Origin of the sequence: Ethanoligenens harbinense YUAN-3, from assembly GCF_000178115.2 — a bacterium.
Taxonomy (GTDB): Bacteria; Bacillota; Clostridia; order Oscillospirales; family Ethanoligenentaceae; genus Ethanoligenens; species Ethanoligenens harbinense.
Map to the genome: position 1 here is coordinate 310428 of NC_014828.1, position 26564 is coordinate 336991.

General features: G+C 59.3%; 23 protein-coding genes. 7 read left to right on the forward strand and 16 right to left on the reverse strand.

From position 1 onward, the window contains the following. Window positions 1-189: 189 nt before the first annotated feature. The 13 genes from ETHHA_RS01470 to ETHHA_RS01530 all read right to left on the reverse strand — a co-directional run bounded on the left by ETHHA_RS01470 (window position 190) and on the right by ETHHA_RS01530 (window position 15594). Entirely contained in the window at window positions 190-1611 is a 1422-nt protein-coding gene (locus ETHHA_RS01470; protein WP_013484249.1) for a DUF4340 domain-containing protein, read from the reverse strand. After that, window positions 1608-3119 carry a GldG family protein gene (locus ETHHA_RS01475; RefSeq protein ID WP_013484250.1) on the reverse strand — a complete coding sequence of 504 codons (1512 nt, stop codon included), beginning with the start codon at window positions 3117-3119 and terminating at the stop codon, window positions 1608-1610. The genes ETHHA_RS01470 and ETHHA_RS01475 overlap by 4 nt, the downstream gene beginning before the upstream one ends. A 15-nt stretch (window positions 3120-3134) precedes the next feature. Then, window positions 3135-3839, reverse strand: a complete 705-nt coding sequence (locus tag ETHHA_RS01480; RefSeq protein WP_013484251.1) for an ABC transporter permease subunit — start codon at window positions 3837-3839, stop codon at window positions 3135-3137. After that, on the reverse strand, window positions 3836-4882 hold the full coding sequence (locus ETHHA_RS01485; RefSeq protein WP_013484252.1) for an ABC transporter ATP-binding protein: 1047 nt from the start codon (window positions 4880-4882) through the stop codon (window positions 3836-3838). The genes ETHHA_RS01480 and ETHHA_RS01485 overlap by 4 nt, the downstream gene beginning before the upstream one ends. A gap of 264 nt (window positions 4883-5146) precedes the next feature. After that, entirely contained in the window at window positions 5147-6934 is a 1788-nt protein-coding gene (gene aspS, locus ETHHA_RS01490; protein WP_013484253.1) for an aspartate--tRNA ligase, read from the reverse strand. Window positions 6935-6937: 3 nt separating this feature from the next. After that, entirely contained in the window at window positions 6938-8227 is a 1290-nt protein-coding gene (gene hisS, locus ETHHA_RS01495; RefSeq protein WP_013484254.1) for a histidine--tRNA ligase, read from the reverse strand. Window positions 8228-8353: 126 nt separating this feature from the next. Continuing rightward, window positions 8354-8761, reverse strand: coding sequence for a methylglyoxal synthase (gene mgsA, locus ETHHA_RS01500; protein WP_013484255.1), 408 nt, complete (start codon window positions 8759-8761; stop codon window positions 8354-8356). 91 nt (window positions 8762-8852) lie between these two features. Further along, window positions 8853-9596, reverse strand: a complete 744-nt coding sequence (locus tag ETHHA_RS01505; protein WP_013484256.1) for a nucleotide-binding protein — start codon at window positions 9594-9596, stop codon at window positions 8853-8855. A gap of 155 nt (window positions 9597-9751) precedes the next feature. Then, window positions 9752-11926, reverse strand: a complete 2175-nt coding sequence (locus ETHHA_RS01510; protein WP_013484257.1) for a peptidoglycan D,D-transpeptidase FtsI family protein — start codon at window positions 11924-11926, stop codon at window positions 9752-9754. Between the two features lie 90 nt (window positions 11927-12016). Beyond that, window positions 12017-12529 carry a rod shape-determining protein MreD gene (gene mreD / locus ETHHA_RS14230; protein WP_013484258.1) on the reverse strand — a complete coding sequence of 171 codons (513 nt, stop codon included), beginning with the start codon at window positions 12527-12529 and terminating at the stop codon, window positions 12017-12019. Window positions 12530-12568: 39 nt separating this feature from the next. Then, entirely contained in the window at window positions 12569-13435 is an 867-nt protein-coding gene (gene mreC / locus ETHHA_RS01520; protein ID WP_013484259.1) for a rod shape-determining protein MreC, read from the reverse strand. A 266-nt stretch (window positions 13436-13701) separates the two neighbouring features. Next, entirely contained in the window at window positions 13702-14721 is a 1020-nt protein-coding gene (locus ETHHA_RS01525) for a rod shape-determining protein (protein ID WP_013484260.1), read from the reverse strand. A gap of 336 nt (window positions 14722-15057) precedes the next feature. After that, window positions 15058-15594 (reverse strand): stage V sporulation T C-terminal domain-containing protein, encoded by a 537-nt coding sequence (locus ETHHA_RS01530; protein ID WP_013484261.1) that lies wholly within the window; start codon window positions 15592-15594, stop codon window positions 15058-15060. Between the two features lie 257 nt (window positions 15595-15851). Here ETHHA_RS01530 and ETHHA_RS01535 point away from each other — a divergent pair, with 257 nt between their 5' ends. The 5 genes from ETHHA_RS01535 to ETHHA_RS01555 all read left to right on the forward strand — a co-directional run bounded on the left by ETHHA_RS01535 (window position 15852) and on the right by ETHHA_RS01555 (window position 19436). Next, the gene (locus ETHHA_RS01535) at window positions 15852-16037 is read left to right on the forward strand and encodes a hypothetical protein (protein WP_013484262.1); all 186 of its coding nucleotides are present in this window, start codon (window positions 15852-15854) and stop codon (window positions 16035-16037) included. Continuing rightward, window positions 16010-16375: a cell division protein ZapA gene (locus ETHHA_RS01540; protein WP_013484263.1), complete on the forward strand. Its 366-nt coding sequence runs from the start codon at window positions 16010-16012 to the stop codon at window positions 16373-16375. Before ETHHA_RS01535 ends, ETHHA_RS01540 begins: the two co-directional genes overlap by 28 nt. Then, the gene (locus ETHHA_RS01545; RefSeq protein ID WP_013484264.1) at window positions 16372-18549 is read left to right on the forward strand and encodes a peptidase U32 family protein; all 2178 of its coding nucleotides are present in this window, start codon (window positions 16372-16374) and stop codon (window positions 18547-18549) included. The genes ETHHA_RS01540 and ETHHA_RS01545 overlap by 4 nt, the downstream gene beginning before the upstream one ends. 43 nt (window positions 18550-18592) lie before the next feature. Continuing rightward, on the forward strand, window positions 18593-19051 hold the full coding sequence (dut, locus tag ETHHA_RS01550) for a dUTP diphosphatase (protein ID WP_013484265.1): 459 nt from the start codon (window positions 18593-18595) through the stop codon (window positions 19049-19051). A gap of 112 nt (window positions 19052-19163) precedes the next feature. Beyond that, the gene (locus tag ETHHA_RS01555; protein WP_013484266.1) at window positions 19164-19436 is read left to right on the forward strand and encodes a DUF4321 domain-containing protein; all 273 of its coding nucleotides are present in this window, start codon (window positions 19164-19166) and stop codon (window positions 19434-19436) included. Between the two features lie 97 nt (window positions 19437-19533). Here the strand turns inward: ETHHA_RS01555 and ahpC are convergent, their stop codons facing one another. Next, window positions 19534-20100 carry an alkyl hydroperoxide reductase subunit C gene (ahpC, locus tag ETHHA_RS01560; protein ID WP_013484267.1) on the reverse strand — a complete coding sequence of 189 codons (567 nt, stop codon included), beginning with the start codon at window positions 20098-20100 and terminating at the stop codon, window positions 19534-19536. Window positions 20101-20384: 284 nt separating this feature from the next. On the opposite strand from ahpC, the gene ETHHA_RS01565 reads away from it, so the two are divergent. Both ETHHA_RS01565 and ETHHA_RS01570 read left to right on the forward strand, forming a co-directional pair. Continuing rightward, on the forward strand, window positions 20385-22394 hold the full coding sequence (locus ETHHA_RS01565) for a metallophosphoesterase (RefSeq protein WP_013484268.1): 2010 nt from the start codon (window positions 20385-20387) through the stop codon (window positions 22392-22394). Between the two features lie 135 nt (window positions 22395-22529). Next, window positions 22530-23768, forward strand: coding sequence for a YibE/F family protein (locus tag ETHHA_RS01570; protein WP_013484269.1), 1239 nt, complete (start codon window positions 22530-22532; stop codon window positions 23766-23768). A gap of 90 nt (window positions 23769-23858) precedes the next feature. Here the strand turns inward: ETHHA_RS01570 and srtB are convergent, their stop codons facing one another. Next, a complete protein-coding gene (srtB, locus tag ETHHA_RS14235) occupies window positions 23859-24710 on the reverse strand; it encodes a class B sortase (protein ID WP_013484270.1) in 852 nt (283 codons plus the stop codon). Between the two features lie 228 nt (window positions 24711-24938). After that, window positions 24939-26384, reverse strand: a complete 1446-nt coding sequence (pyk, locus tag ETHHA_RS01580) for a pyruvate kinase (RefSeq protein WP_013484272.1) — start codon at window positions 26382-26384, stop codon at window positions 24939-24941. Window positions 26385-26564 lie beyond the last annotated feature (180 nt).

Genomic DNA, 26564 nt, shown 5'->3' on the forward strand with positions numbered 1-26564 from the left:
ATAAAAAGCCCCTCCTCGTTTAACCATTCCGCATACACAAATATTATAACATTTGCAAAACTTTACAACAAGGCAAAATCAGCAATATTTTGACAATTTTCTTGCGTTTGGTTTCTGGTTGATCATAAAACAAGGCGCCGGGCCGATGGGGTGAAACCATCGGTTCGGCGCCTTGTTTAAAAAGCCATTTTACGACGAAGCGGATACGGTCTTGCCCGCTTCGAGGTTCTGTGCGAGGGTGAGCAGGTTGCTGATCTGTGAATTATAAACATACAGGCCGCCGCTGCCGTTGATATCGACGAACGATTTGTCGCTGCCGTCCGGCAGGAACGAAACGGTGCGCTGCGCGGTGCCGTCGTTGTAGGTGAACGTGAGGGTGAGCGAGGACGAAACGCCGGCGGGTCTGTCCGCGCCGCCTCGCGTGGTGATGGCGAGGATGGTCTGGTAATAGTTGCGGAAACTGGTGGCGTCGATCTTTTTGCCGTTTGCGTCGGTGACCGCCAGCTTGTCGCTGGAACCCGAGAGATTGAACGTGTGTGTTTCGCTGCCGGACTGGATGGTCAGTGTCTTGACCGTGCTGATGTCGGATGTGACCAGAGCAGTGGAAAGGACGTCGGAAAGCTGATAGTTGTAGAATGCGGCGGCACTGGACGTATCCACCTGATACACAGCCTTTTTGTCGCTGATGGTCATATACACCGTATTGCTGGACGAGTCGGCGTTGCCGAACGAAAGGGTGGTGTCTTTGCCGTCCACCGTGTAGGTGAGGGTGTAGGCCGGGTTTTGCAGGCCGTATTGGGCCAGGCTTTGCGGCGAAACATCCACACTTACCACGCTGGTGGCGCTCAGGCTCTGGAGCGCGGTGGTGATTTTACCCAGGTTGGTGTCGTTGCCGTCATAGGCATACGGCTGGGTAAGCGCATAGGTGTAGGTGGCCGTGGCGCTCGACCCGGACGATGCGGCGGAGGACTGTGTCTTGACGGCAACGGTGAACGGTGTGGACCTGGCCGTGCCGCCGAATTTATAGGCGCTGATGTTGGCGGAGGTGCCCAGCGCGGAAACGGTGGTGCTCGCGTATTGCATGGCAGACTGGCTGAAATTGTCGTTCATCATGGTGGAGCTGAGGTAGACGTCGTTTGTGCCGGGCTTCAGGATATAGACCCCGCTGCCGGACGGCGCCTGGCTGCCGATCTTGACGGTGGAGGTCTTGCCGTCCGCAGTGGCCACGTCCAGCGTGGCGGCGGGAGTGGTCAGCCCATACTGCGCAAGGTCGGTCGCGTCTTTCTGGATGAGGGTGGTGGCTTTCAGGCCCAGCACGTCATTCACTTTGGACTGGATGGCCGACTGGTTGGAGGGCGCGTCTTTGAGCGTGTCCACCGTGTAGGTGCCGCCTGTGAGCGTGACGGTGTAGCTACCCGCCGCATTGGTCACATGCAGGGAATGGAACGCGCTGCTCTTGATGGAGAGCAGGCTGATGGAGCCCGAGGATGAGGAACTGGAGGATGATCCCGTTTTCTTGTTCCCCGGCAGCACATTCAACAGCAGCACGCCCGCGCCAAGCGCCACCGCTACGCAGACGACGATGACGAGATTGCGTACCTGACGGGTCATTGGTGCCTCCTCCTGATCCAGTTGACCAGCCCGGCAATCAGCACGGCAAGGGGGATGAGGAAGGCAAAGACGACGATGATGCCGATCGCCTGCCCGGCCGTGATGGTGAGGCTCTGGGTGGTGAGGTCTTTGGCTTCGACGGTGATGCCAGGATTGAAGCCGATGACGTTGCCGACCGTGTTGAGCAGGATGGTGGAGTTGGTCAGGCTGGGCTGGGCAAGCACCTGCGAGTTAAAGAAATTGGTGGAACCGAGCACCAGTACGTTTGATTTTACGGATTCGGAACCAGAAGTCGCCGTTTTGGTGGCGACGCCGAACACATCGAACGGGCCGGTTTTATCGCTGTTCGAGGCCTGGAAGCTGGCCGCCGTAGAGCTGTTGATGGTGCCGGGATTCCACAGCTTGGACGTGCTCTCGGTGGCCACGATGGATGCCGTGGTGATGCTGCTGTCGCTGGAGGACAGCGTGAGTGGGCGGCACACGCTCAGGTAGGCGTGCAGGCCGCTTTGCAGCGTGCCCACGTAGGTGCTGTTGGTCTGCCCTTCCAGAACGCTGAAGGGGCTGTCCTGATAGCGGTTGGTGGTGTCGTAGACGACGCCGGTGCCCACGCTGATGCCCCATTTTTTCGCAAAGCTTTCCAGATTGGGGGCGGAAGCCTGCTGCGGGTCGAAGATGAGGAAAACGGTCTTACCGTATTTGCCGCCGTTGTTGAGGAAGGTGTCGAGCTTGGCGATGTCGTCGGCGGAGAAATCGGCGGTGGGCGCGTTGATGAGGATCATCTTCGCGTTCTGGTCGAGGCCGTCGGTCGCGAGGTTCTTGGTCTCGATCTGGTAGTTGTTTTTCTGGAGCAGAGAGGTCAGCGCGGAGCTGTCGGTTTCATTGTGCCCGGAGGTGACCAGGACGGTCGGCAGCGTTTTGGCGGTGACATACGCGATGGCCGAATCGATCACCTGCTCGGTGTTGTTGCCTGTCACGGTGGAGGAGCCGGTGGTGCTGTCGGTCGAGGTGGTGAGCAGGTCGGATGAGACGATGTGCTTATAAATGCTGCCGCAGGAGACGATGATGTCGGCTTGGCTCAGCGTTTCCTTTGGGTATTTGGAGGCATAGGTCGGATTTTTGTCAAGGTTGACGAAGCTGATATGGATGTGGCTGTTGTGCTGCGCGTATTGCTGCATGATAAGCAGGCAGGAATTGTAGTTCTGCGCGTTGGAATACGTGGATTCGTCCGCCAGAATGTCGATGTTGATATCCTGATTGATCTTTTTGACAAAGCTGACCGACTGCGTGGAGAGCTGATTTTTATGGTTGGCGGTCATGTCCACGCTGAGCGGAAACCGGCTGCTCAGCGAAGTGACCAGCACATTGACGAGAATGACGGCCACGATGAAAATAACGGTGAAAGCCGTGGCGGTGCTGCCGTAGCGAAAGCTGCGTTGGCGCATGAAATCAGGCAGTTTTCGCCGGGGCTTGTTTTTATGCGGATCGTTTTTTTGCGTTTGATTGGCCATTTTGCTGCTTCCTCCTTATGCCCATCTTCTTTTTTCGAGCAGCCGGACGGTCAGGAACAGGAAAACGGCCGCCACGCTGATGTAAAACACGGTATCGCCGAGGTTGAACACGCCCAGCGAGAAATTTTTGAAGCGGGAAAAAATGGAGATATGGGTGACGATGGCCGAAATCACGGCATTGCTGACCGCGGAGGAGATGCTGTCGATGAGGTAAAGCATCAGCATGATGAAAATGCTGGACACGGCGGAAACAACCTGGTTTTCGGTGAGACCGGAAATGAACAGGCCGATGGCAATGAGCGCCGCCCCGAGCAGGACGATGCCGACAAAACTGCCTACCGTAGCCCAGAAATCCACATGCCCCAGCCCGGCCAGCACCAGCGCGTAGATCACCACGATGCCGATGGCCATGCCGAACAGGGTGAGGGCGGCAAGAAATTTGCCGAACACGATGTCGAACAGCCGCACCGGCGCGGTCAGCAGCAACTGGTCGGTTTTCTGGCGGCGGTCTTCACTGAGCAGGCGCATGGTCAGGATGGGAATGAGCAGCACCCAGATGAGCAGCAGTGTGGAAAACAGGCCGCCGAGATCGGTGGTGCTGCCCTGCAGGTTGACCGCGAAGAAAAAGAAAGCCGAAAACGCGTAGAACACCGCGAGGAACACGTAGCCGGTCGCCGTGGTGAAATAGGTCTGGAATTCGCGTTTGTAGATCGCACTCATGGGTTGTCATCCTCCTCCTGTTCGCCGGCGTTTTCGGCCGGTTCCGTCGGTTCCGCGTCTGCCGCCGGCGGCTCCGCAGGGGGGGCGGCGGGTTTGCTCTGGGGAAGCACCGCGCCGTCGGTGGTCAGGCGCAGGAAGATGTCTTCCAGTGTCAGCTCGCCGGTATCCAGCGCGAGCAGCGGCCAGTCTTTGGCGGACAGGATGGTAAAGAGTGCGCGGCGGATGTCCTGCCCCGTTTCGCACTCGATCTGCCAGTCGGAGCTGCCCGTCTCATGCATGCCGAGCGAAACGCATTTGCGCACGCCGGAGAGGTCGGAGATGGCCTCGCGCACGTCGGCTTCCGGTCCCGCGATGCGCGCGATGAGCCGGTGCTCGCTGGAAAGCTGGCTGGAGAGCTCGGACGTGGTGCCGTTGGCCACGATCTGCCCCTGGTTGATGATGATGATGCGTTCGCAGACGCTCTGTACTTCCGGCAGGATGTGGGAACTGAGGATGACGGTATGTTTGCGGCTGAGGTGCTTGATGAGGGTGCGGATCTCAATGATCTGCTTGGGATCGAGCCCGACGGTGGGCTCGTCCAGGATGAGTACGTCCGGGTTGCCGATGAGGGCCTGCGCGATGCCCACGCGCTGCTTAAAGCCCTTGGAGAGGTTGCGAATGAGCCGGCCGCGCACGTTCTGGATGCGCACCAGCCCGCAAATCTCATTGATGTGCGCCTCGCGCCCCAGCTTGCACTGCTTGAGCCCGAAGACGAATTTGAGGTATTCGTCCACGGTCATGTCGGGGTAAAGCGGCGGCTGCTCCGGCAGATAGCCGATGTTTTTTTTGGCCTCGAGCGGCCGTTCGAGCACGTCCACGCCGTCGATCTTCACGGTGCCTTCGTTAGAGGAAAGGTAGCCGGTGAGGATGTTCATGGTGGTGGATTTACCCGCGCCGTTGGGGCCGAGGAACCCGAGAATCTCGCCGTCCTTGACATCGAAGCTGATGTCCTGTACGGCATACTTTTCACCATATCGTTTGGTGAGGTGGCTGACCTCTATCATGGAAAAGTTCCCTCCCGATCGTTGTTCCGGTCCTGCAAGGCCCGGGGCCCTGCTTCACAATGGAAAAGCGGTGTCCGTTTCGGCTGAAAGGCTGCCCCGCTGCGTTGAAAATGCCCCGGAATACGGTCCGTATTCCCATGCGTTTCGCCTGGCGGGTCTGCATTTCATCCCGAAAATCGTCGTTTTTCCATTCCGAAACAAGGTCCTTTGCGGACCCATACTTCTTATACTATCATACACCTGTCTGCAAAGTGTGAATAGTCTTTAAATATCCTTTTCCCGGATGGGGGAGAGATGCAGCTCGCGCAGCTGCTTTTCCTCCACCAGATCGGGGCTGCCGGTCATCAGCTCGGAGGCGTTCTGCACCTTGGGGAATGCGATGACCTGTTTGATGGATTCGCAGCCGAGCATCAGCATGACCAGACGATCCAGCCCGTAAGCCATGCCGCCGTGCGGCGGCGCGCCGTAGCGGAACGCCTCGGTGAGGAAGCCGAAGCGCTGCCGCACCACATCGTCAGACAGGCCGAGCGCCTTGAACATGCGTTTCTGGAGCGCGGGGTCGTTGATGCGGATGGAGCCGCCGCCGAGCTCCACGCCGTTGAGCACCATGTCATAGGCGCGGGCATAGCAGGTGCCGGGGTCGGATTCCAGTTTGTCCAGGCTTTCTTCCGTGGGGGCGGTGAACGGATGATGCATGGCCATATAGCGGCCCTCTTCCTCGCTGTATTCGAACAGCGGGAAGTGCGTCACCCACAAAAACGCGAATTCGTCTTTGGGGATGAGCCCGAAGCGCTCGGCCAGATGCAGGCGCAGCGCGCCCAGCGCGGTGCAGGCCACGGTGCTGTTTGTGTCGGCCACGATAAGCACCGCGTCGCCCGGCCCCGCACCCGCCGCCGCCGCGACGGCAAGCAGGGTGTCTTCCGAAACAAACTTGCCGAATGAGGCGTTGGGTGTGTCGCCCAGCTTGAGCCATGCCAGCCCTTTGGCGCCGTAGTCCTTGACGAACGCGGCGAGCTTGTCGAGGTCTTTGCGGGAGAGATTGTCCGCCCCGCCTTCGGCGGTGACGGCGCGCACGCTTCCGCCGCCCGCCAGTGCGCCTTCAAACACGCCGAAGCCGCAGCCTTTCACGGTTTCGGAGAGGTCGCGCAGCTCCATGCCGAAGCGTACGTCCGGCTTGTCGCTGCCGTAGCGCGCCATTGCCTCGTCATACGGCAGACGCTGAAACGGGGTTTGCACGTCTTTGCCCAACACCTCTTTGAACACATGGCGGATGTAGCCCTCGTTGAGCGCCATGATGTCCTCTTCGTCCACGAACGACAGTTCCAGGTCGATCTGGGTGAACTCGGGTTGCCGGTCGGCGCGCAGGTCTTCGTCGCGGAAGCAGCGGGCGATCTGCATATAGCGGTCGAAGCCCGACAGCATCAAAATCTGCTTGTAGAGCTGCGGCGACTGTGGCAGGGCGTAGAACTTGCCCGCGTGCAGGCGGCTGGGCACGAGGTAATCGCGCGCACCTTCCGGCGTGCTCTTGATGAGGTTGGGCGTTTCGATCTCGATGAAGCCGTTGCGGTCGAAATAATCATGCGCGGCCTTGACGATACGGTGGCGCAGGAACAGATGGTTCTGCATTTCCGGGCGCCGCAGGTCCAGGTAGCGGTAACGCAACTGCATTTCCTCCTTCACCGCGCCGCCCTCGGCCACTTCAAAGGGAGGCGTGTCGGATTTGGCAAGAATGCGCAGTTCACTCACCGCCATCTCGATGCGGCCGGTGGGCAATTTGTCGTTAGGCGTTTCGCGCAGGCGGATGGTACCCTTTGCCGCCAGCACAAATTCGCTGCGCACCGTCTGGGCTTTTTCCAGCACGGCGCGGCCGGTGGTGTCGTCGAATGCCAGCTGCAAAATGCCGCTGCGGTCGCGCAGGTCGATGAACAGCAGCGCACCGAGGTCGCGCCGCTTGGCCGCCCAGCCGCAGACCACGACTTCCCGGCCCGCGTCTTTTTCGGAAAATGCCGCGCAATAATCGGTGCGCTTGAGTCCCTGCATGGTGTCTGCCATTGTTCAACCCTCTTTTATGGTAGATTGGGCGGCCGCGTCGCGCACGGCCGCGAGGAATGTTTCCGGTTCCAGCGGCACGGTTCGCGCGCCGTCGCCCCGCAGGGCTTTGAGCGCGGCTTCGCCGTTTTCCAGTTCCGCGTCACCCAGCATAACGGCATAGGCAAAGCCCTGCTTGTCCGCGTATTTCATCTGCGCTTTCACGCTGCGGCCCGCCAGGTCGGTCCCGGCTGCGATGCCCGCCGCACGCAGCGTGCGGGCAAGCGCCGCCGCCTTTTGAGATGCCGGCCCGCCGATGGCGCCGATGTAAACAAGCCCTTTGGGCGCGGGCGGGAACGCGCAGCCCTGTGACTCCATCAGGATGAGCAGCCGTTCCAGCCCCATGCCGAAGCCAAGCCCCGGCAGCGAGGGGCCGCCGAGCTCGGACACCAGCCCGTCGTACCGCCCGCCGCCGCAGACGGTGAGCCCCTGTGCTTCGTCCACAAATTCAAAGACGGTGCGGGTATAATAGTCCAGCCCGCGTACGATGCGGGGATTGAGCACAAACGTCTGCCCCGCGTCGGTCAGCCGCGCTTTCACGTCCTCGAAGTGTGCTTTGCAGTCGTCGCAGAGGTAATCGGTGACGACCGGCGCGTCTTTGGCAATGGCTTTGCAGGTGGGCACCTTGCAGTCGAGCAGGCGCATGGGGTTGCGTTCCAACCGGTTTTTGCAGTCATCGCAGAGCTCCGTTTCCCGGGCTTTGAAATATGCCTTGAGCGCGGCGTGGTAATCCTTGCGGCAGGTCGGGCAGCCGATGGAGTTAAGCTCCAGCCGCAGGTCCTTTACACCGAGCGCCTTGAGGGCGGCGCCCGCCAGCTCGATGAGTTCCACATCGGCGGCCGCGCCTGCCGCGCCGAACAGCTCCGCGCCGAACTGGTGGAATTCACGCAGGCGGCCCGCCTGCGGGCGCTCGCCCCGGAAGCAGGAGATGAGATAGAACAGCTTGAGCGGCAGCGGGCCGCCGGCCAGGCCGTTTTGCAGCAGGGCGCGCACGGTGGAGGCGGTGCCCTCCGGCCGCAGGGTGATGCTGCGGCCGCCGCGGTCCTCAAAGGTGTACATCTCTTTCTGCACTACGTCGGTGGTGTCTCCCACGCCGCGCGAAAACAGCTCGGTGTATTCAAAGGTGGGGAAACGGATCTCCTCAAATCCGAACGTCGCTGCGGTGCGGCGGGCAGTCTGCTCCACATACTGCCATTTGTAAACTTGGTCCGGCGTCACGTCGAGGGTGCCGCGCGGCGCATGCAAAAGATTGGCCATGGTGGTTCTCCTTTTATTCGGTCTGCGGGGAATGCAAAACGGGATATGAACAGCGCGGAGCGGGCAAAACAACGCCCCGTTGCGGGAGCTTTCCCGAACGGGGCCCCGTGCGCCCTGCGGAAGGATTTATTTGCTTTTGGGATTGACGATGTCGCGCCAGTCGAAATCGCCCCGGTCAAGCGCCCGCACCAGCACTTCCGCCGTGGCAATGTTGGTGGCCACCGGGATGTTGTGCACGTCACACAGGCGCAGCATGCTCATTTCTTTCGGTTCGGTGGGCTTGGGGGTGAGCGGGTCGCGGAAAAAAAGCAGCAGGTCGATCTCATTGCAGGCGATACGGGCAGAGATCTGCTGATCGCCGCCCTGGCTGCCGCCCAGGAAGCGTTGGATATCGAGACCGGTCGCGTCCGCAATCAGCTTGCCGGTGGTGCCGGTGGCGCAGAGACTGTGCCGGCTGAGAATACCGCAATAGGCGATGCAGAACTGCACGATCAGTTCTTTTTTGGCGTCGTGGGCGATGAGGGCGATGTTCATAGTGCAAACCTCCGTGTGTTTGTACGTGCCGGGAAGGACGGGTCGTTCGGGGTCGGTCGTCCGGCGCGCGGGGATAATAAGATGCCGCGGGTCAGAAATGCATGAGCGGAATATCTTCGCCGAGCAGACGGCGGGCGATGTTGCAATAGGCTTCCGCCGCGCCGCCGTGTGCATCGGGAGTATGTACGATCGGGTCGCCGTCGTAGGCCGCGAGGGCGATCCGCCTGTCCTCGGGTACCACGCCCAGCAGCTGCACGGCCGCGGCGTCGATAATAACATCCAGCCCGCCGTCCAGCTTTTTGCGCAGCAACTGCGGCTGCACGCGGTTGATGACCAGACGAATCTCCGGTACAAGCCCCGAGAGGACGCGCCCGGCCATGCGGTCCGCATCGCGGATGCAGACGGGGTCCGGCGTGACGACCAGAATGGCCAGATCGGCCGCCGCGGCTGTGGCTTTGGCCCATGTGCCCATACCCGCAGGTGAATCCAGCAGGATGAAATCATAGTATTGGCAAAGGCCCCGGCACAGCTTCTGCAAAGCGTCTGCGCAGCCGGTTTCCTCGTCGGCCGCCGGGGCCGGGATCATGGAGAGCCGGTTCCACGGCGTTTTGACGATCGCTTTGGCTGGCTCGCACCGGCCCTGCAGAATGTCCGCCAGGTCGTAGACCACCTGGTCGGATACGCGGAGCATGATATCCAGCGAGCGCAGGCCGGCGTCGGCATCCACAAGCAGCACGGTCTTGCCGGAGAGGGCAAGCGCCGCCCCGCAGTTGACCGTGAAGGTGGACTTGCCGGTGCCGCCTTTTCCCGATGTGACCGATATCACTGTTCCCATTGCATCTACCCGTACCGCAGCCTGTTCCCGCCAAAGCATCCACCTGCCCGAACGGACAAACGGAATCAGGTATCATTCTATCACAGGCCCGGCATTTAGTCAAAGAATTGTGCGCACCAACCTGTATTTTTGTTCAAAGTTGGCACAATCGCTGTTTATGGCAGCAGCGTGTTCGCCGAGGCCGGCAGCGGGGAGGAAACGCTCGGCAGCGGATCGGTGGTGAACTGCTGGTCGTCCACGAAGTAATAGTTGAAGGCGCTGCGGGCCACCGGGGCGGTCTGGTAACCGTTGTGGCCCTTTTCCACCACGACGGCCACGGCGATCTCCGGGTCATTGAAGGGGGCGAAGCTGATGAACACGCCGTCGTAGTTTTTGCCGTTGTTGATCTGCGCCGTACCCGTTTTGCCGCCGAGCTGGACGGGGAAGTTCTGGAATACGCTGGCGGCGGTGCCGTCCGCGCTTTCTGTCACGCGGAGCATGCCGGTCTTGATGGCATTAAGCACATCGCTTGGCACTTTTATGTCCGAAACGGCTTGCGGGGTGTTTTCCATGACCGTCTGCGTGTTGTCGTAGCTTTTGACTTCCTTGACGATGTGTGCTTTATAATAGGTGCCGCCGGTAGATACCGCACCGACATACTGCGCGAGCTGGAGCGGTGTGTATTCGTTATAAGATTGCCCGATGCCCGACTGCGCGGCATCGGCAGCCTGCCAGGTGATGCCGTTTGCTTTTGCCCAAGTGGGCCCGGACACAGAACCCGAGTGCTCCCCGGGCAGCTCTACGCCGGTCTTTTTGCCCAGGCCGTAGGCGGCTGCGGTGCTTTCCAGCTTGGAGTAGATACCGCGCGTATACATCCAGTCGGCGACCATGTTGAAAAATACGTTGCTGGATTCGGCCAGCGCCGTCTCCACATCGATATACCCGGCGCCGACGTCGTCGTGTCCGACATAGCTGGGGGCGTATTTGCTGAACGTGGCGGGCTTGTCGATCTTCTCGGTCGGCGTGATGATGCCGTTCATCATGCCCGCCGTGGCCGTGACCGGCTTAAAGGTGGAACCGGGGCGGTAGGCGCCCTGGATGGCGCGGTTCATCAGGGGGGACGTGGCATCGTTCGCAAGGGTGGAATATTCCTGCGAATACTGCGTGCGGGTATAGGTGGGATAGCTTGCCATGGCGAGGATCTCGCCGGTCTTGATATTGAGCACCACTGCGGAGCCCGCGTCGGCGTCCGCGCCATTGAGCGTGCTGCCGCCCGAGGCCGCGCGCACCTGATTGATGACCACCGGCAGCTCGTCCTGCACGATCTGCTGGAGGTTTTCGTCGATGGTGAGCACCACATTGTCGCCCGGTTTGGCGGCTTTCACGGGTTCGGTGCCGACGATCTCCTTGGCTTTGTTGATGAGGACGTTCTGCGTGCCGCTTTCGCCGCGCAGGTATTTTTCCATCGTGCTTTCGATGCCGCCGCTGCCGATCATGTCGTCCATGGAATACCCTTGATTTTTCAGGCTGGCGGAAGGGTCGGACGTGTTGTTCCACTGGTCGGCGGAAATGGGGCTGACCTTGCCGATGAGGTAGGGTGCAAAGCTGTCGCTGGTGTAGCTGCGGGTATACTGCTGGGTAATAAGAATACCCGGGATGCTCCCGCCGTTCTCCGAGAGCCGGTTGACGGTGTTGAGACTGACGTTTTGGGCGAAGGTATAGGTATACGTATACGAAAAACCGGCCTGCTCCATCTGGTAGCGCACGCCGACGATGGTGCGGATCTGCGCGGGGGTGTAGTTCCCGGTGATTTTGTAGCGCTTGATGAGCCGGGCCATGATTTCGTCCGCGGTGGCTTTTTCGTCCGCGTCGTATTTGGCCTTCTGTTTGGCGGTGAGTGTGACCTTGTTCAGTTTGGTGGAGGTGGGGATGTTGTCCACCGTCTGTTCCATGAATTTGCGCAGGGTCTTGATCTGGGAATCACTGTTCGGGTTGAAGGCCCACGGCTTAGTCTGCCCGATAGGCAGCGTATCGGTCCAGGTTTCCCCGTCCTGCGCCAGAATATCGGTGATCTTCAGGATGTTTTGGTTCTGGTTGGAGGAGGACCAGGCTGCCTTTTGCAGCGTGACCGAATACCCCACCGTGTTGGTGGCGAGCACCCGGCCGTAGCGGTCCAGGATCTCGCCGCGCGGAGCCATCACCTCGGTGCTCTGTATCGTGGTTTTTTCCGACTGCGCGCGGTAGGATGCCCCGTCGGTGATCTGGTAACGCATCAGGCGAAAGACGAAACCGGCAAAGATGGCGATGATCAGGCCGTACAGCACATACAGACGTGCGTTGCGGATATTCATGAAAAACTCCATTCTGCCGCTTCGCGTCGGCGGGACGTTAAATATGTATAGGGGCCTGCCGCGCGAAGCAGGTGACGGCAGACGTGACGGTCATTCCGTCAGGCGCAGGTGCAGGTGCTTCACCCAAAAATAGAACGGCACGACGAACGCGAACGAGTAAAATGTGGTGGGCAGGATAATCTGAAAAAATGAGTAGACAAAATCCTGACCGCCTGTCATATAGTCCAGAAAGAACCACGAGATCAGCTCCATAAGGAACGTGAAGCACAGACCGAACAACAGAGCCGAAAGGGGGGATGCATGGAACACTTCACGAACCAGCAGCCCGGTGAAAATCCCCACCATCATCAGAAAAACGCCGTGGAACCCGAAAGGCGCCCCGCCGGAAAGATCCCAGAACAGCCCGGCCGCGGCGCCGAACGCGCCGCCGGCACCCGCGCTCTCTATGGAAGCCACGGCGATGACGAACGGCAGCAGCAGCACGGGGCGGGCATTGGAGATGACGGGGAAGAGGTGCGGTGTGTTCTGGAGTGTGTCCACTACCAGGAGTGTGAGGGCGTAGGCCAGCCACTTCCAGGTGTTTTTTCGATAAAAGATGTGCATGGCGTCAGCTCCCTGCCTGCGTTGTTTCCTGCAAGACCGTCACTTGGAAGAAGCGGCGGACGTATCCACGTTTTTGCCTGTAAAATTGGTGACCACGGTGACATCCTTGACGGTGGTCGGGTCGGCCAGCGGCTTGCAGACGGCATATAGCGTGATGCCGGAATTCTGCGTCTTCACCTGCTGCACCAGCCCCACTTTCAGGTTGGGCGGGAACACGCCTGCGCGCCCGGCGGTGACGATGATGTTGCCGCCCGCCACGGCGCTGTCTTTGGGCAGGTAGTCGATGGCCAGCAGCCCTTTGGCGGAGAGGTCACGGTCGCCGTGCGCCAGCCCCAGGTCGCCGGTTTCGCTCACCACGATGCTGACCTTCACGGTTGGGTCTAGGATGGTGGTGACCACTGTCGTGGTCGCCATCACCTGTGTGGTCTCGCCCACCAGGCCGTCCGGCGTGATGACCGGTTCATACGGCTGGATGCCGTCCACCGAGCCTTTGTTGATGGTAAACGCGGAATACCACTGGCCGGGATCGCGGGAGATGACACGGGCGGGCGCCAGTTTGAGATCCGGATTTTCCTTGGAGATGCTGTACATTTTCTGGTATTGCTCGTTTTCCTGCTGCATCTGGTTGTAATTGACCAGTTGGGAGCGCAGGTCGCTCAACTGCTTTTTCAGCGTATCGTTTTCAGCCCGCAGCTGCCCGGCGGACGCGATGTTGGAAAACGCGCCGTAAAAGAAGTCCGAAACGGTGGAAGAAAGCTGTTGAAACGGCGAAACAACGGTGCCGAACACGCTGGCCGTGATGGTGGAGGAGCCGCCGCTCAAGGCCGAGCGCAGCATCAAACCAATCAGCACCAGGGCGATGGCCGCAAAGATTTTGAATTGCAGGCTCCTGAAAAACTCGCGCATGGAACCCTCCTGTACCGCGATGTATGCCGGGCGAAGCGCCGCCCGCGAGGGACGCCGCCCGCAAGGGACGCCGCCCGCAAGGGACGCCGCCCGCAAGGGATACCATCCGCCGGGACGCCGTAAGCACGGGCCTGTCCGGCGTTCACGCCATCCAGCATACCAAATGATTATGAACAGTATATGAAAATCGGGCGCGCATCTATGCGGCGGAATGGAAACGGGGTCTTGCACGCCAAGCGTCAAGACCCCGCAACGGTTTTCGGAACTTAGTGGCGTTTGGCGTCGAACAGCACGTTCGCGAGGGCGCCGGACATATCTTCCAGCATTTTGCCGGTGCCGTCCACCACGCAGTCAAGCGGGCGTTCGGCCACATTAACGGGAATGCCGGTTTCTTTGGAAATGAGCTGATCCAGCCCGCGCAGCAGGGCGCCGCCGCCGGTGAGCATGATGCCGCGGTCGATGATGTCGGCGGCCAGCTCGGGGGGGGTGCGCTCCAGCGTGGAGCGGATGGCGTCCACCACCTGCGCCACCGGGTCGGAGAGCGCCTCGCGCACTTCCGCCGAGGTGATGGTCACATTGCTGGGCAGACCGTCCAGCAGGTTGCGGCCCTTGATCTGCCTCTCGCCTTCCTCTTCATACGGATAGGCCGAGCCGAGGGCAATCTTGAGTTCCTCCGCCGTGCGCTCGCCGATGAGCAGATTGTATTTTTTCTTGACATAGTTGATGATCGCGTCGTCGAACTCGTCGCCCGCCACCCGCACCGAGCGCGAGGTGACGATGCCCGAAAGCGAAATGACCGCGACTTCCGCCGTGCCGCCGCCGATGTCCACCACCATGGAGCCGGTGGCTTCGTCCACGGGCAGGCCCGCGCCGATGGCCGCCGCCATCGGCTCCTGCACCAGATAAGTATCTTTCGCTCCGGCCTGATAGGCCGCTTCATCCACCGCGCGTTTTTCCACCTCGGTCACGCCCGAGGGGATGCAGATGATGATACGCGGTTTGGAGAACTTGCCCGCCGTCACTTTGCGGATAAATTCTTTGAGCATGCTGGCGGTGATGTCGAAATCGGCGATCACACCGTCTTTCAGGGGACGGATGGCCACAATGGAGCCCGGCGTGCGGCCGATCATCTGCTTGGCACTGTTGCCCACGGCCAGCACGCGGTTGGTCTTGACATCTACCGCCACCACCGACGGCTCCCGCAGGACGATGCCTTTTCCCTTCATATAAATCAAGGTATTCGCGGTACCCAAATCTATTCCAATATCATGGGAAAACATGGACATAATGGCTTGTGCCCCTTTCAAATCCGTTGCATATCGTTGCGTATTTTTTTATCTGTCTGCCGGGTGTGTGCGGCGGCCGTTTTGATACAAAGGGATCCCCTGAAAACGGGCAGACGAAAAGCCGCGCACTGCCGCCCGCGCAAAAGCACTTTCTTTATTATAATCCAGTTTTCAAGCAGAAACAACACTTTTGGCCACTTTGTTTGAATTTTTGGCCGGGCGATTCCGGCGGCACGGCCGGGACATGCGGGGGGCGCCGCGCGGGAGCAGAAAAGGCCGCATCCCCTTCCTGTGCAGGAACAGGGACACGGCCTGAAAGCGGTGTGCGGGTGCGTATTATTCTTCCATTTGTTTGGCCAGAAAATTGGCCGCCGTTTGCGCCAGCTTGAGCTCCACGTCGCCGGGTTTTGCGTTTTCTTCCGTGTCCAGCAGGATGACGGCGCCCGCCATGTCGCCGGCGGCCAGGATGGGCACGGCCACCGCCACGCTTTTTTCCAGACCGTCCACCGCGGTGAGATGGTGGCCGTCTTCACAGATATACGGGCGGCGCTGCTCCAGCAATGCCTCCAGTTCCTCGCTCACGCGGCGCTCCAGCACTTCTTTGCGCGGGATGCCGAACGACGAGATGATGCGGTCGCGGTCCGAGATGAGGACCGGGTATCCGGAGGACTTGCCCAGCACTTCCGCAAACTGTGCGGCAAAATTGGACAGTTCCCCGATAGGGGAATATTTTTTGAAGATTACCTCGCCATCGTTATCGGTATATATTTCAAGTGGGTCGCCTTCGCGGATCCGCATGGTGCGGCGGATCTCTTTCGGAATGACAACGCGACCCAGATCGTCTATGCGTCGGACGATGCCGGTTGCTTTCAAACAGATTACCTCCTCTTTGTTTATAAACGGCGCGTTCGGCACCCGGAACAGAGCGTGCGGACCGGTCCGCGCGCCTGCCGCGATGAAAAAAGCCGGGCCTTTTTCACATCACATATAGTATCTGCCTTCGCAAACGCATTATACCTGCGGAGAAAGGATTTGCAGTTGCAGGAAGATGTTGTATGATTTTAAAGGTTTCTGCTGTTTACTGTCGGAAGGAAGAAAAGTTGCGCCCGCCCATTTAAAAGAGCGGGCGAATGTATTATAATTGTTTAAACGTATGGTGTTTTGCACGGCGTGCGGCGGGCGGTTTCGGCAGCGCCGCCGCGCAAAATGACGATTCGCCGTTTTTCGTCCGCATGGCGGACGATGACCGCGTGCAGATGGAAACGGAAAACCGGGAAGGGCAGACGGTATGGGCGAAAAAAACAGAGTCAAACTGAAAATCTGCGGCAATGAATTTTATGTGGTGTCGCATGACAGTGAAGAATATATCCGCGCGGTGGCCGAAAAGGTGGAGCACTATCTTCAGAACCTGATGGATCGTTCCCCCACCATGTCCACCACAATGGCGGCCGTGTTTGCGGCGCTGGAATTCTGCGATGAGGCGGCCAAAGCGACGGAATCCGCCGACAATCTGCGCGCCCAGATCAAGGATTATCTGGAAGAGGCTGCCGCGGCCAAAAGTGAGGCGACCGAGCTGCGCCGCAGGGAGATCGAACTCGAGCGCGAGAACATCACGCTGCGGGCCAAAGTGAGCAAACTGGAAGGCGGCAAATGAACCGACCCGAGGTGCTGGCTCCCGCAGGGTCATGGGAAACACTGCGGGCCGCCGCGTTTGCCGGCGCGGACGCCGTGTATTTCGGCGGGCAGTCGTTCAACGCCAGGCGCGGTGCTGCCAATTTCGACGACGCGGCGCTGGAAGAAGCCATCGGCTGGCTGCATGCGCGGGGCGTGAAGGCGTATATCACATTCAATACGCTGCTGTTTGAAAACGAATGGAACGGCGCGCTGGCTTTTCTGGAGCGGCTTTGCCAAATGGGGCCGGACGCGCTTATCGTGCAGGATACGGGCGTGCTGCGTCTGGTGCGGGCAGCCGCGCCGGATCTGCGGCTGCATGCCTCCACCCAGATGGCCGTGCACAACATCGAAGGCGTGCGCGCTCTTGCCGGGCTGGGCGTGTCGCGCGTGGTGCTGGCCCGCGAGCTCTCCGCCCGTGAGATGGAGGAGATCACCGGGGCGCTGCGCAGCCCCGGCGGCGCTTGTGCGCCGGAAATCGAAGTGTTCGTGCACGGGGCGCTGTGCATGAGCGTATCCGGCCAGTGCTATTTCAGCGCCATGCTCGGCGGGCGCAGCGGCAACCGCGGCCTGTGCGCGCAGGTGTGCCGCCTGCCGTTTGCCGCGCCCGGCGGCACGGGACACGACCTCTCGCTCAAAGACCTTTCGCTCATCCGGCAGGTTCCGCGGCTGGCGAGGATGGGCGTCTCTTCCCTCAAAATCGAGGGACGGATGAAGCGCCCGGAATATGTGACGGCGGCGGTGCGCGCCTGCGCCGCGGCGGCACGGGGCGAGCCGGTGCCCGAGGAGCAGCTCGAGGAGCTGCGCGCGGTGTTTTCCCGCGCGGGCTTCACGCAGGGCTATTTCGAGGGGCGGCGCGGCCGGGAGATGTTCGGTTTCCGCGGGCATGAGGACGTGCTGGCCAGCGGGCAGGCGCTGGCGCGGATGCACGCCGAAACGGCCGAGCAGCCGTGCGTGCCGGTGGACCTCACCGTTTCCATCCGGGCGGGCAGCCCGGCGGCGCTTCGTGTGGAGGACGATGACGGGCATGCCGCACACAGCGCCGGCCCGACGCCAGAACCAGCGCTTCACCGCGCGCTGGACGAGCAGACCGTGCGGGAAAAGTTGGACAAGACCGGCGGCACGCCGTTTTTCGTCCGAAACATACGCATGGAGCTGGGCGGCGGGCTTTCCCTGCCGGTGCGGGAACTCAACGCGCTCCGGCGGGACGCGCTGGATGAGCTGCTGACCTTGCGGCAGCAGCCGCGGCCCATCCCGTTTGCCCGGCCCGCGTTTCCCACCGCGATACCGAAAACGGTGGAAAAGCAGGTGCGGGTGCGGCTGCTTTCGGCGGCGCAGTTGGAGACCGCCGATTTTTCCGGCATCGAGCGGGTGTATCTGCCGCTGCGGGCGTATGCGGAAGCTCCCGCGCCGCTCCGCCGGGCCGCGGCGGACGGCCTGCCGCTCGGCGTGGAATTGCCGCGCACGTTTTTCGGCTCCGCGCAATCGCTTGCGCCCGCTTTGGACGCGGCGAAAGCGTTGGGTGTGGGTCACGCGCTCTGCGGAAATATCGGCGCGCTTCCGGTGGCGGAAGCGGCAGGGTTTGTTGCCCACGGCGATTTTTCCCTCAACTGTGCGAACCGGATGGCGCTGGAGGCCTATGCGGAGATGGGCGCGGCGGACTGTGTGCTTTCTTTTGAACTGGCGCTGCCGCAGGCGCGCCGCGCGGCCGACGCCCGTGCGGGTCTTCTGGCGTATGGCCGCCTGCCGCTGATGCTGACGCACAACTGCCCGCTGCGCAACGGCGGGCCCTGTGCCGGCCGCACCTGCGCGGTGGGCGCCCCGCACGTTGTGAAAGCGGAGCAGAGCGTGCATCAGGCAGTAGGAAAAGCGCGGGTGATACAGCCGGCTCAGCCGGCCGCGCTGACCGACCGGACGGGCGCATGTTTCCCGGTGGTGTGCGGCGCGGCGGGGGATTGCGTGGAGGTGCTCAACGACCGCCCGCTCTGGATGTGCGACCGCAAAGAAGAACTTTGGGAAACCGGCGTATCGTTTTTGCAGCTGTATTTCACCATCGAAACGCCGGGGGAGACGGCGGCGGTTTTGCAGGCGTTTCGCAGAGGGGATGCGCCTTCCGCCGCATTTACACGGGGATTATACCGTCGGGGCGTGCGATAGCCGCTCCGGTTCTCGATAAACTTTCAAAAAACGGAGGAACACCATGTCCAAAATCATTCTGAAAGTGAAAACGGTGCCACACGACGGCGTGGAGGTGCAATATCCGCGCCGGGCCACGGGCGGCTCGGCGGGGATGGATCTGCATGCCGCCCTGCGCGGGCCGGTGAAGATCGCGCCCAGAGGGCTGGTGTCCATCCCGACGGGGATTGCCATCCAGATGCCGGGCGACGGCTATGCCGCATTCATCTATGCGCGCAGCGGGCTGGCGACACGGCACGGCATCGCGCTTTCCAACGGCGTGGGTGTGATCGACAGCGATTATACCGGCGAATTGATCGTGGGATTGTGCAATCTTTCGGATAGAGCCTATGTCGTTATGCCGGGCGAGCGCATCGCGCAGTTGGTCATTTCCCCTGTCTGCGCGCCCGAACTGTTTGAAGTGGAAGAACTGGAGGAGACCGCGCGCGCCGGGAGCGGGTTTGGCTCCACGGGCCGGTATTGAGAAAAAACCGCCGATCCAGCGGACAGGGCGGTGCCGCCTGCCGGACTACGCACCGTATCCCGCAAAAGTCCGGCGCCGCGCCGTTTCAAATCAAGACAGGAGGGTGGACGTTATGCGTTCTGCCGGAAAAAATGGAAGTTGGTTATTGCTCGTCGTGCTGTTGATCGTGGCGGTGGTGGCGGGCGGCGCGCTCGCCACCGTATTGCAGCAGTTTTCGTGGGCGGGGTTCCTTACATATACCAAATCCTTCGGCATCGGCGATGCGCAGCCTGTTACGCTTGATCTTTCGGTGCTGCGCATCTCGTTTGGCTTTGGGCTCCGCATCAATCTCACGCAGGTGCTTTGCATCCTGGCCGCGGTTCTTATTTACCGCAGGTTCCGGTAACAGAAGTCTTGAAAAACAGGAAAGGCTGCCGTTCCCCGTTGTTTCAGCGGGAAACGGCAGCCTTTCTCATTTGGAAAAAATGGAAGCGGTATAGCGTTCAGATCCGGCCGACAAGATCCAGCCCGGGCTTGAGTGTCGCCGTGCCGGGTTTCCATTTTGCGGGGCAGACCTGGTCGCCGTGCTCAGCCACGAACTGCGCCGCCTGCACGCTGCGCAGCAGCTCCTCGGCGTTGCGGCCGATGCCCATGTCGTGCACCTCATAGAGCTTGATGACACCCTGCGGATTGACCACAAAAGTGCCGCGCAGGGCCTGCCATTCTTCCTCGACCAGAATGCCGAAGAACCGTGCCAGCCGCCCGGCGGGATCAGCCAGCATGGGGAATGTTACTTTTTTTATGGTGTCGGAGGTCTCCGCCCATTGTTTGTGTACGAAATGGCTGTCGGTGGAGACCGCATAGATCTCGCAGCCGATGCTCTGGAATGCGGCGTAATGGTCGCTCAGGTCGCCCAACTCGGTGGGGCAGACGAACGTGAAGTCCGCCGGATAAAAGAAAAACACCCCCCATTTGCCAAGCACGGCGGCTTTGGTGATTTCTTCGAAATCGCCGTTGTGATATGCGTGTACTTTAAATTCCGGGAGCTCCGTACCAATCAGATTACCCATATGCTACCTCCCTGATATGCAAATCCATTATTAATAACAATTCTTATTATTAATATACTCGTTTTTCCGGGTTTGTCAAGAAGCCTTGCGGTGGTGCGTGGGTATTGTTCACAAAAAAGGCAGAGATATTCTCCCGATCGGATCAAACGGCGTATTTTCTTTATTTTACATAAATTTTTCATAAAAATTACAAAGATTATCCATAGATTCTATTTGAACAATTTATAATTAACAATAGTTTAGTCGAAAATGGATAGAAGTAGACACAGTAGGAGGCAAAAAGAATGATTAACCATCGTAAAGCAGGCAAAATCGCTTTGTCGGTTCTGCTTGCTGCAACCGTGTCCATGGGCACGGGCTCTATGCTCGTGGCCCAGGCGGACACCTCCGCTATCTCCGATTTCACCCTGCCCTCTATCACCGGTCCGTACAACATCAACGCCTGCTTCGGCACCGATGCCACCAAGCTGAACTTCAACTGGTTCAGCCAGAGCAGCAACAAGACCACCGGCACGACTTCCCAGATTCAGTACACGCTGGCCGGCAATTATACCAACGGCACCTGGCCGACCACCGGAGTGACTACGGTGAACGCCACCCAGAAAACCGTTACGGCAACCGAGAATATTTCCGCAAATGCGCCGGGCTTCGTCCTGCCGGGAACGAACGGCTCGGCTGACGGCTATGGCGACGGCGTGACCAACGGCACCGCTCCGCAGAACAAAGTCACGGGCGAATATCAGAACATGGCTACCGCTACCGGTCTGGCCGCGAACACCAAGTATGCCTATCGCGTGAGCGACGGCACCAACTGGAGCCCGGTTTACACCATCTCCACCGCCCCGACCGACAGCATCCAGTTTGCCGCGTTCGGCGATCCGCAGATGGGCGCGTATGACAATGCATCCAAAACCAAGCCGTCCAATGCCACCAACGGCCACCAGAACATCGTGGACGACGGCAACGGCTGGGCCAACATGCTCAACGTCGTCAGCCAGAACAAGGGCTTGAACTTCCTGCTTTCGCTGGGCGACCAGATCAATGACTACAACTATCTGGGCGAAAACGTATCCGGCGATACCATGGGCGGCGGCCAGTGGGATCAGTATCTGACCTACTTCGGCATCAAACCGGCCAACAACAACGGCGGCACCTACGGTACATACAGCAATGTCATCCAGAGCTATCCGCTGGTCGCTTTCTCCGGCAACCACGACCATCAGATGGGTGAATATTACGGCTACCATTACAACCATCCGAACCAGAATCAGCTGGGCGGCACACAGTACGGCAACGACGGCGACTACTGGTTCACCGCCGGCCCGGTGCTGTTCTATGTGCTCAACGCGAACAACTACGCAACTGCGGATCACGACGAATTCATGAGCGATGTCGATGCCGCCGTGAAGGCGCAGGGCCTGAACGTGAAATGGAAAGTGGCCGTGTGGCATCAGTCCGCCTACAGCGAAGGCAACCACGACAGCCAGAACAACGCGACCGATCCGGTGCTGACCATCCGCAACACCTGGCCGGCGATGATGCAGAAATATGGCGTGGATGCTGTCTTCCAGGGCCACGACCACTACTACACCCGCACAGCGCAGATGCTGGACGGCGTCGCGCTTGATCCGAACAACAACTATGCCGCTGAGTCCGCTTCCTGGCTGACCCCGACCACCAGCGTCAACATTCCGCAGGCTGCCACCCAGACGAGCGGCTCCTCCAACGCGGCGCCTGCCACCACCAACCCGAACGCCACCTATGCCGCCAAAGCGTATCCCACCACGGTGACCAACCCGAAGGGTATCGTCTACTTTACGCTTGACTCCGGCAGCGGCAGCAAATACTACAACTATGACGGCATCAGCGGCACGGAGCAGACCACCAGCCTTCCCACCGACCACTCGTTCAGTGTGGTGGGCTGGCAGGGCTATCTGCCGAGCTACTCTCTGGTGACCGCCACCAGCACGAGCTTCTCGGTCAACACTTACGCGTTGGCTTCCACCACCGATACCAACATCGCCGACCAGAAACAGATCGATACCTACACCATCAACAAGACCTCGGCCAGCAACACGTCCAGCGGCACGGGTTCTACCGTCAGCACGGGTTCCACCACCAGCACGGGTTCCACCACCAGCACCACCTCGACCACCTCGACCACCTCAGTGAGCAACCCGCACACAGGCGTTGACGCGCAGGGCAATCTGGCCTCCAACGTCCTGAGCATCGGCGCGATTGCCGCTCTGCTCGGTGGCGCGACCCTGGTTGTGCTTCGCAAAAAGAAAGTCTAAGAGCAAAAATCCGCTCATCTCATACGAGTAGACAGGGTTTCGTTCCCACAAACAGTCCCGCCATGTTGCGGGACTGTTTGCTTGTTCCATCTTGGGGAAGGGACCTTTTCCGGAAATCAGACTATGGAGAAAAACATGCAAATCAAAACAGGTGCACATAATGCCGTATGGGCGATCAAAAGAATCGTTGTTCCCATTATCATTCTGGCGGTCTATGTTGTGTTTGCGTATATTTTCAGCCAACACACGCCGATTTACAATCCCTATGGCTCCGGTCCGGGTGGGGAAATCCAGTATGACAATGCCACGGTGCTGTCAATCGACGAGCAGGCGATCACTGCATCCGGATTTCCGGGCCTTTACACCGGTCACCAGATCATTACCATCCGAATGAACGACGGGCGGTATAAAGGCAAGACGTTTCAGATCAACAATCCTCTGAACTATGACACCAACTTCATCCTGCATAAGGGGCAGAAGATCGTCGTGACGGAAAGCACGTCTACCGGAAATAAATCGTATATCAATGTATATATGTATGCGCCGAACCGACTGGCACCGCTGTTTGTGCTGATTGCGTTGTTCGTCGTTGCCCTGTGTTTTGTGGGCGGGATGCGCGGTTTCCGCTCTTTGCTGGGAATCATCTTCACACTCACCACCATGCTGTTTGTTTTTGTTCCGCTATTGTACCGGGGTGTGTCGGCAGTGTCGGCGACTTTGATCTTGGTGGCGGTCACCTCCTGTGTCACTTTGTTTTTGGTGGCCGGTGTGGGACGTAAAAGTCTGAGTGCCATATTGGGTACGGTGGCGGGCGTGGTGATTTCTGTGATCGTAATGTTTGTTTTCAGCTATTTTCTTTCCATTTCCGGTTATACGTCTTCTGACACGGACTCTTTGCTGAATATCGCGGGCGGGAGCCATTTGCAGGTGCATGACCTGATGTTTGCGGGCGTTATCATTGCGTCACTCGGTGCGGTGATGGATATTGCCATTTCGGTTGCAACGTCCATCAATGAAGTGCTGGAGCACAAACCGGATGCAGATTTCAAGGTGCTGTTTTCCGCAGGAATGAACGTCGGGCGGGATATGATGGGGACGATGGTGAATACGCTGATCCTTGCCTTCGTTGGTTCTTCGGTCATTTCGTTTATTCTGATGTATTCCTATCAGGCGCAATTTAATCAGTTGTTCAATTCCAGCGGAATTGCCATCGACATCCTGCAGGCGGTTTGCGGCAGTCTGGCGGTGATTCTCACAGTGCCGATCGTGTCGGCTATTTCAGGCAAGCTGCTGTCGGGTACGGGTGGTTCAAACCGGCAGTTGCCTCCCCAAAATCCGAAAAACGCCGCTGTCGAAGAAAATATGCACAGTTGATGGAACCATAACGTGTACCCTATGTAAGCAGGAAAAGGACCCGCTGGCCATAAGTCGGCCGGCGGGTCCTTTTTTCTGTGGCTTGTCCGTTTAGTTTGCTTTGTGGTGCGGGGAAGTGGGGTTCGGGTTTTCGGTGGCGGGCGTCACGTCATAGCTTTCGCCCGGCTGCACCAGTCTGGCCTCAATGACGAAGCGCGCGTTCTCAAACTCGTAGGTGCAGGTGGAGAGCGTCAGAATCTTGTCGGTGGATGATACCGACACGTTGGTGTTGAAAAGCGACTGCGCGCGCATCTGGCTGACCAGCGAGGTGAAATCATTGTCGGTGGGGAAACTGGTGTTGATGTAGTAGAAGTTGACGTCTGTGATATAAACGGCAAAGATCTTCCAATAGCGGTCGGCATCCGCCGTGCCGAAATACAGCACAGGGTGCTGGTTGAGAAAATCCAGGTTTTCAAATTGCTTGAGTTCCCCAAAAAGCGTGCCGTCGCCCATGTTGTGGCCGTATATGATGGAGTTGCGGTCGAGGTTCTCGGCGTCGTTGCGGTAATCCAGGAACGGCCAGCCTTTTTTGTAGGTCTGCTTATCCAGGTTGTGTGTCAGATAATAGGAGTTATCGGTTGTATGTACGATCGGCATGTCCAGCGAGGTGCCGGGCACCGTCAGCCACCCGACCACATCAGAGTTTTTCTGCTGCGCGGCCAGGATGTCCGCTTTTTTGGAAGGGATCGGCGGAGTCGGTGCGGAGGAAACGGAAGCAATGGAGGAGGACGGCTTGGATGCGGTTTTTATCGGGGCAGCCTGCCCATGCGGCAGGAGCAGAACGCTGCTCACGCAGCCCAGAACCACTGCCGCGGAAACGACTGAAACCAGGATCTTTTTGTTTGCGACGAAATGGCGTACCTTCGTGACGGCATGTTGAAACCCGATCAGAAACTTTGACATTTGCAGGCCCTCCACAAGTTTGGAAAAAGAGCAGGCGGTGAAACATGCGCCGGAGGGTCTGTCCGTCCTTGGGTGCGAGGGAACGGGCACGGAAAATGTGCGCGTATCCGTCCGCTCCCCTGCATATGCCGACAGGCCCTGAAACGCAGCCGAAACAAGTTCTGCCGAAAACCGGCGAGCGATTTTCGGCAGAAGAGCACCCGGGTGAAACCGGGCTGCGTGCGAAACTTATTGTTTGCTGAACGAGGTGCTGTTGCCCACCACATGTACTTTGATGAAATTGGTGGTGCCGGGCACGCCGAGCGGGATGCCGCCGGTGATGACAACCAAGTCACCGTTCTGGATGAGACCAGCGTCGATGGCGCTTTGCACTGCGGTTTCGATCATGTCGTCGGCGCCGCTGGCGCTTTTGGTCAACACCGGAACGACGCCGCTGGAGAGGTTCAGCTGGCGGTAAACCTGCTCGTTGGGGGTGCAGCCGATGATGGGGCAGGCCGGGCGGAATTTGGAAACGAACCGCGCGGTGTAGCCGGACTGGGTGACGGTGAGGATGGCCTTGGCGTTGGTGTCGTGTGCGGTGCCCACGGCGGCGTGTGCCACGGCGTTGGTCACGTCGGTCTCACTTTCCAGCGGGCGGGCGTTGAAAGCCGCTTTGTAGTCGATGTCCGCTTCGGTGCGCTCGGCGATGCGGGCCATGGTAGTCACGGCCTCGATCGGGTAGGCGCCTGCGGCGGTCTCGCCGGAGAGCATGGTGGCGCCGGTGCCGTCGTAGATGGCGTTGGCCACGTCGGTCGCTTCTGCGCGGGTGGGGCGGGGGTTCTGGATCATGGAATCGAGCATCTGGGTGGCAACGATGCTGATCTTGCCGAGCGCGTTCGCTTTCCGGATGATCATCTTCTGGATGCGGGGGATCTCTTCGATGGGGATGTTCACACCCATGTCGCCGCGGGCGACCATCACGCCGTCGGCGACTTTCAGGATCTCGTCAATGTTGTTGACACCATAAATGTTTTCAATCTTCGGGATGATCTTGATGTTGCTGCCGCCGTGGCTGTCCAGGATGGCGCGCATTTCCAGCACGTCTTCCGCGGAGCGGGTGAAGGAAGCCGCTACGGCGTCCATTCCGTTTTCACAGCCGAAGATCAGGTCGGCGCGGTCTTTTTCGCTGATGAACGGCAGAGATACATGCGCGTCCGGCACGTTCACGTTTTTGTTGTTGGAGAGGGTGCCGGCGTTTTTCACGAGGCAGACGATATCGGTGTCGGTGGTGCTTTTAACTTCCAGTTCCACCAGGCCGTCGGCGATGAGAATGTGATTGCCGGGCTTGACGTCGGCGGGCAGGCCTTTGAATGAAATGGACACCTGGTTTTCGTCGCCGAGGATGTCGCGGGTGGTCAGGGTGTAGTCCTGCCCGGTCTTCAGCGTGACTTTCTGGTTGTCCTTATACAGGCCCAGACGAAGTTCGGGGCCTTTGGTGTCGAGCAGATAGGTGAGGGGAACACCGAGTTCTTTCTGGATGCTCCGTACGAAATCCAGGCGCTGCTTGTGTTGCTCGTGTGTCTGGTGGGAGAAATTGAACCGCGCGACGTTCATGCCCGCAAGCATGAGCTTCCTGAGCATTTCTTCGCTTTCTGTGGCGGGGCCGAGTGTACAAACTATTTTGGTTTTTCTCATAAATCATTTCACCCCTATAAAGATTTTAAAAAAGAACAAAAGGGAAAATAAAGTTTAAATACTCAAAGGCAATTATAGCGGAACAGCACGCTTTTTTCAACTAAAATGATGTAAAATGATAAACAAAAAAAACCCGAGTATTGATAAATGATGCATAATTTTGTAAAATGAAAAAGATGA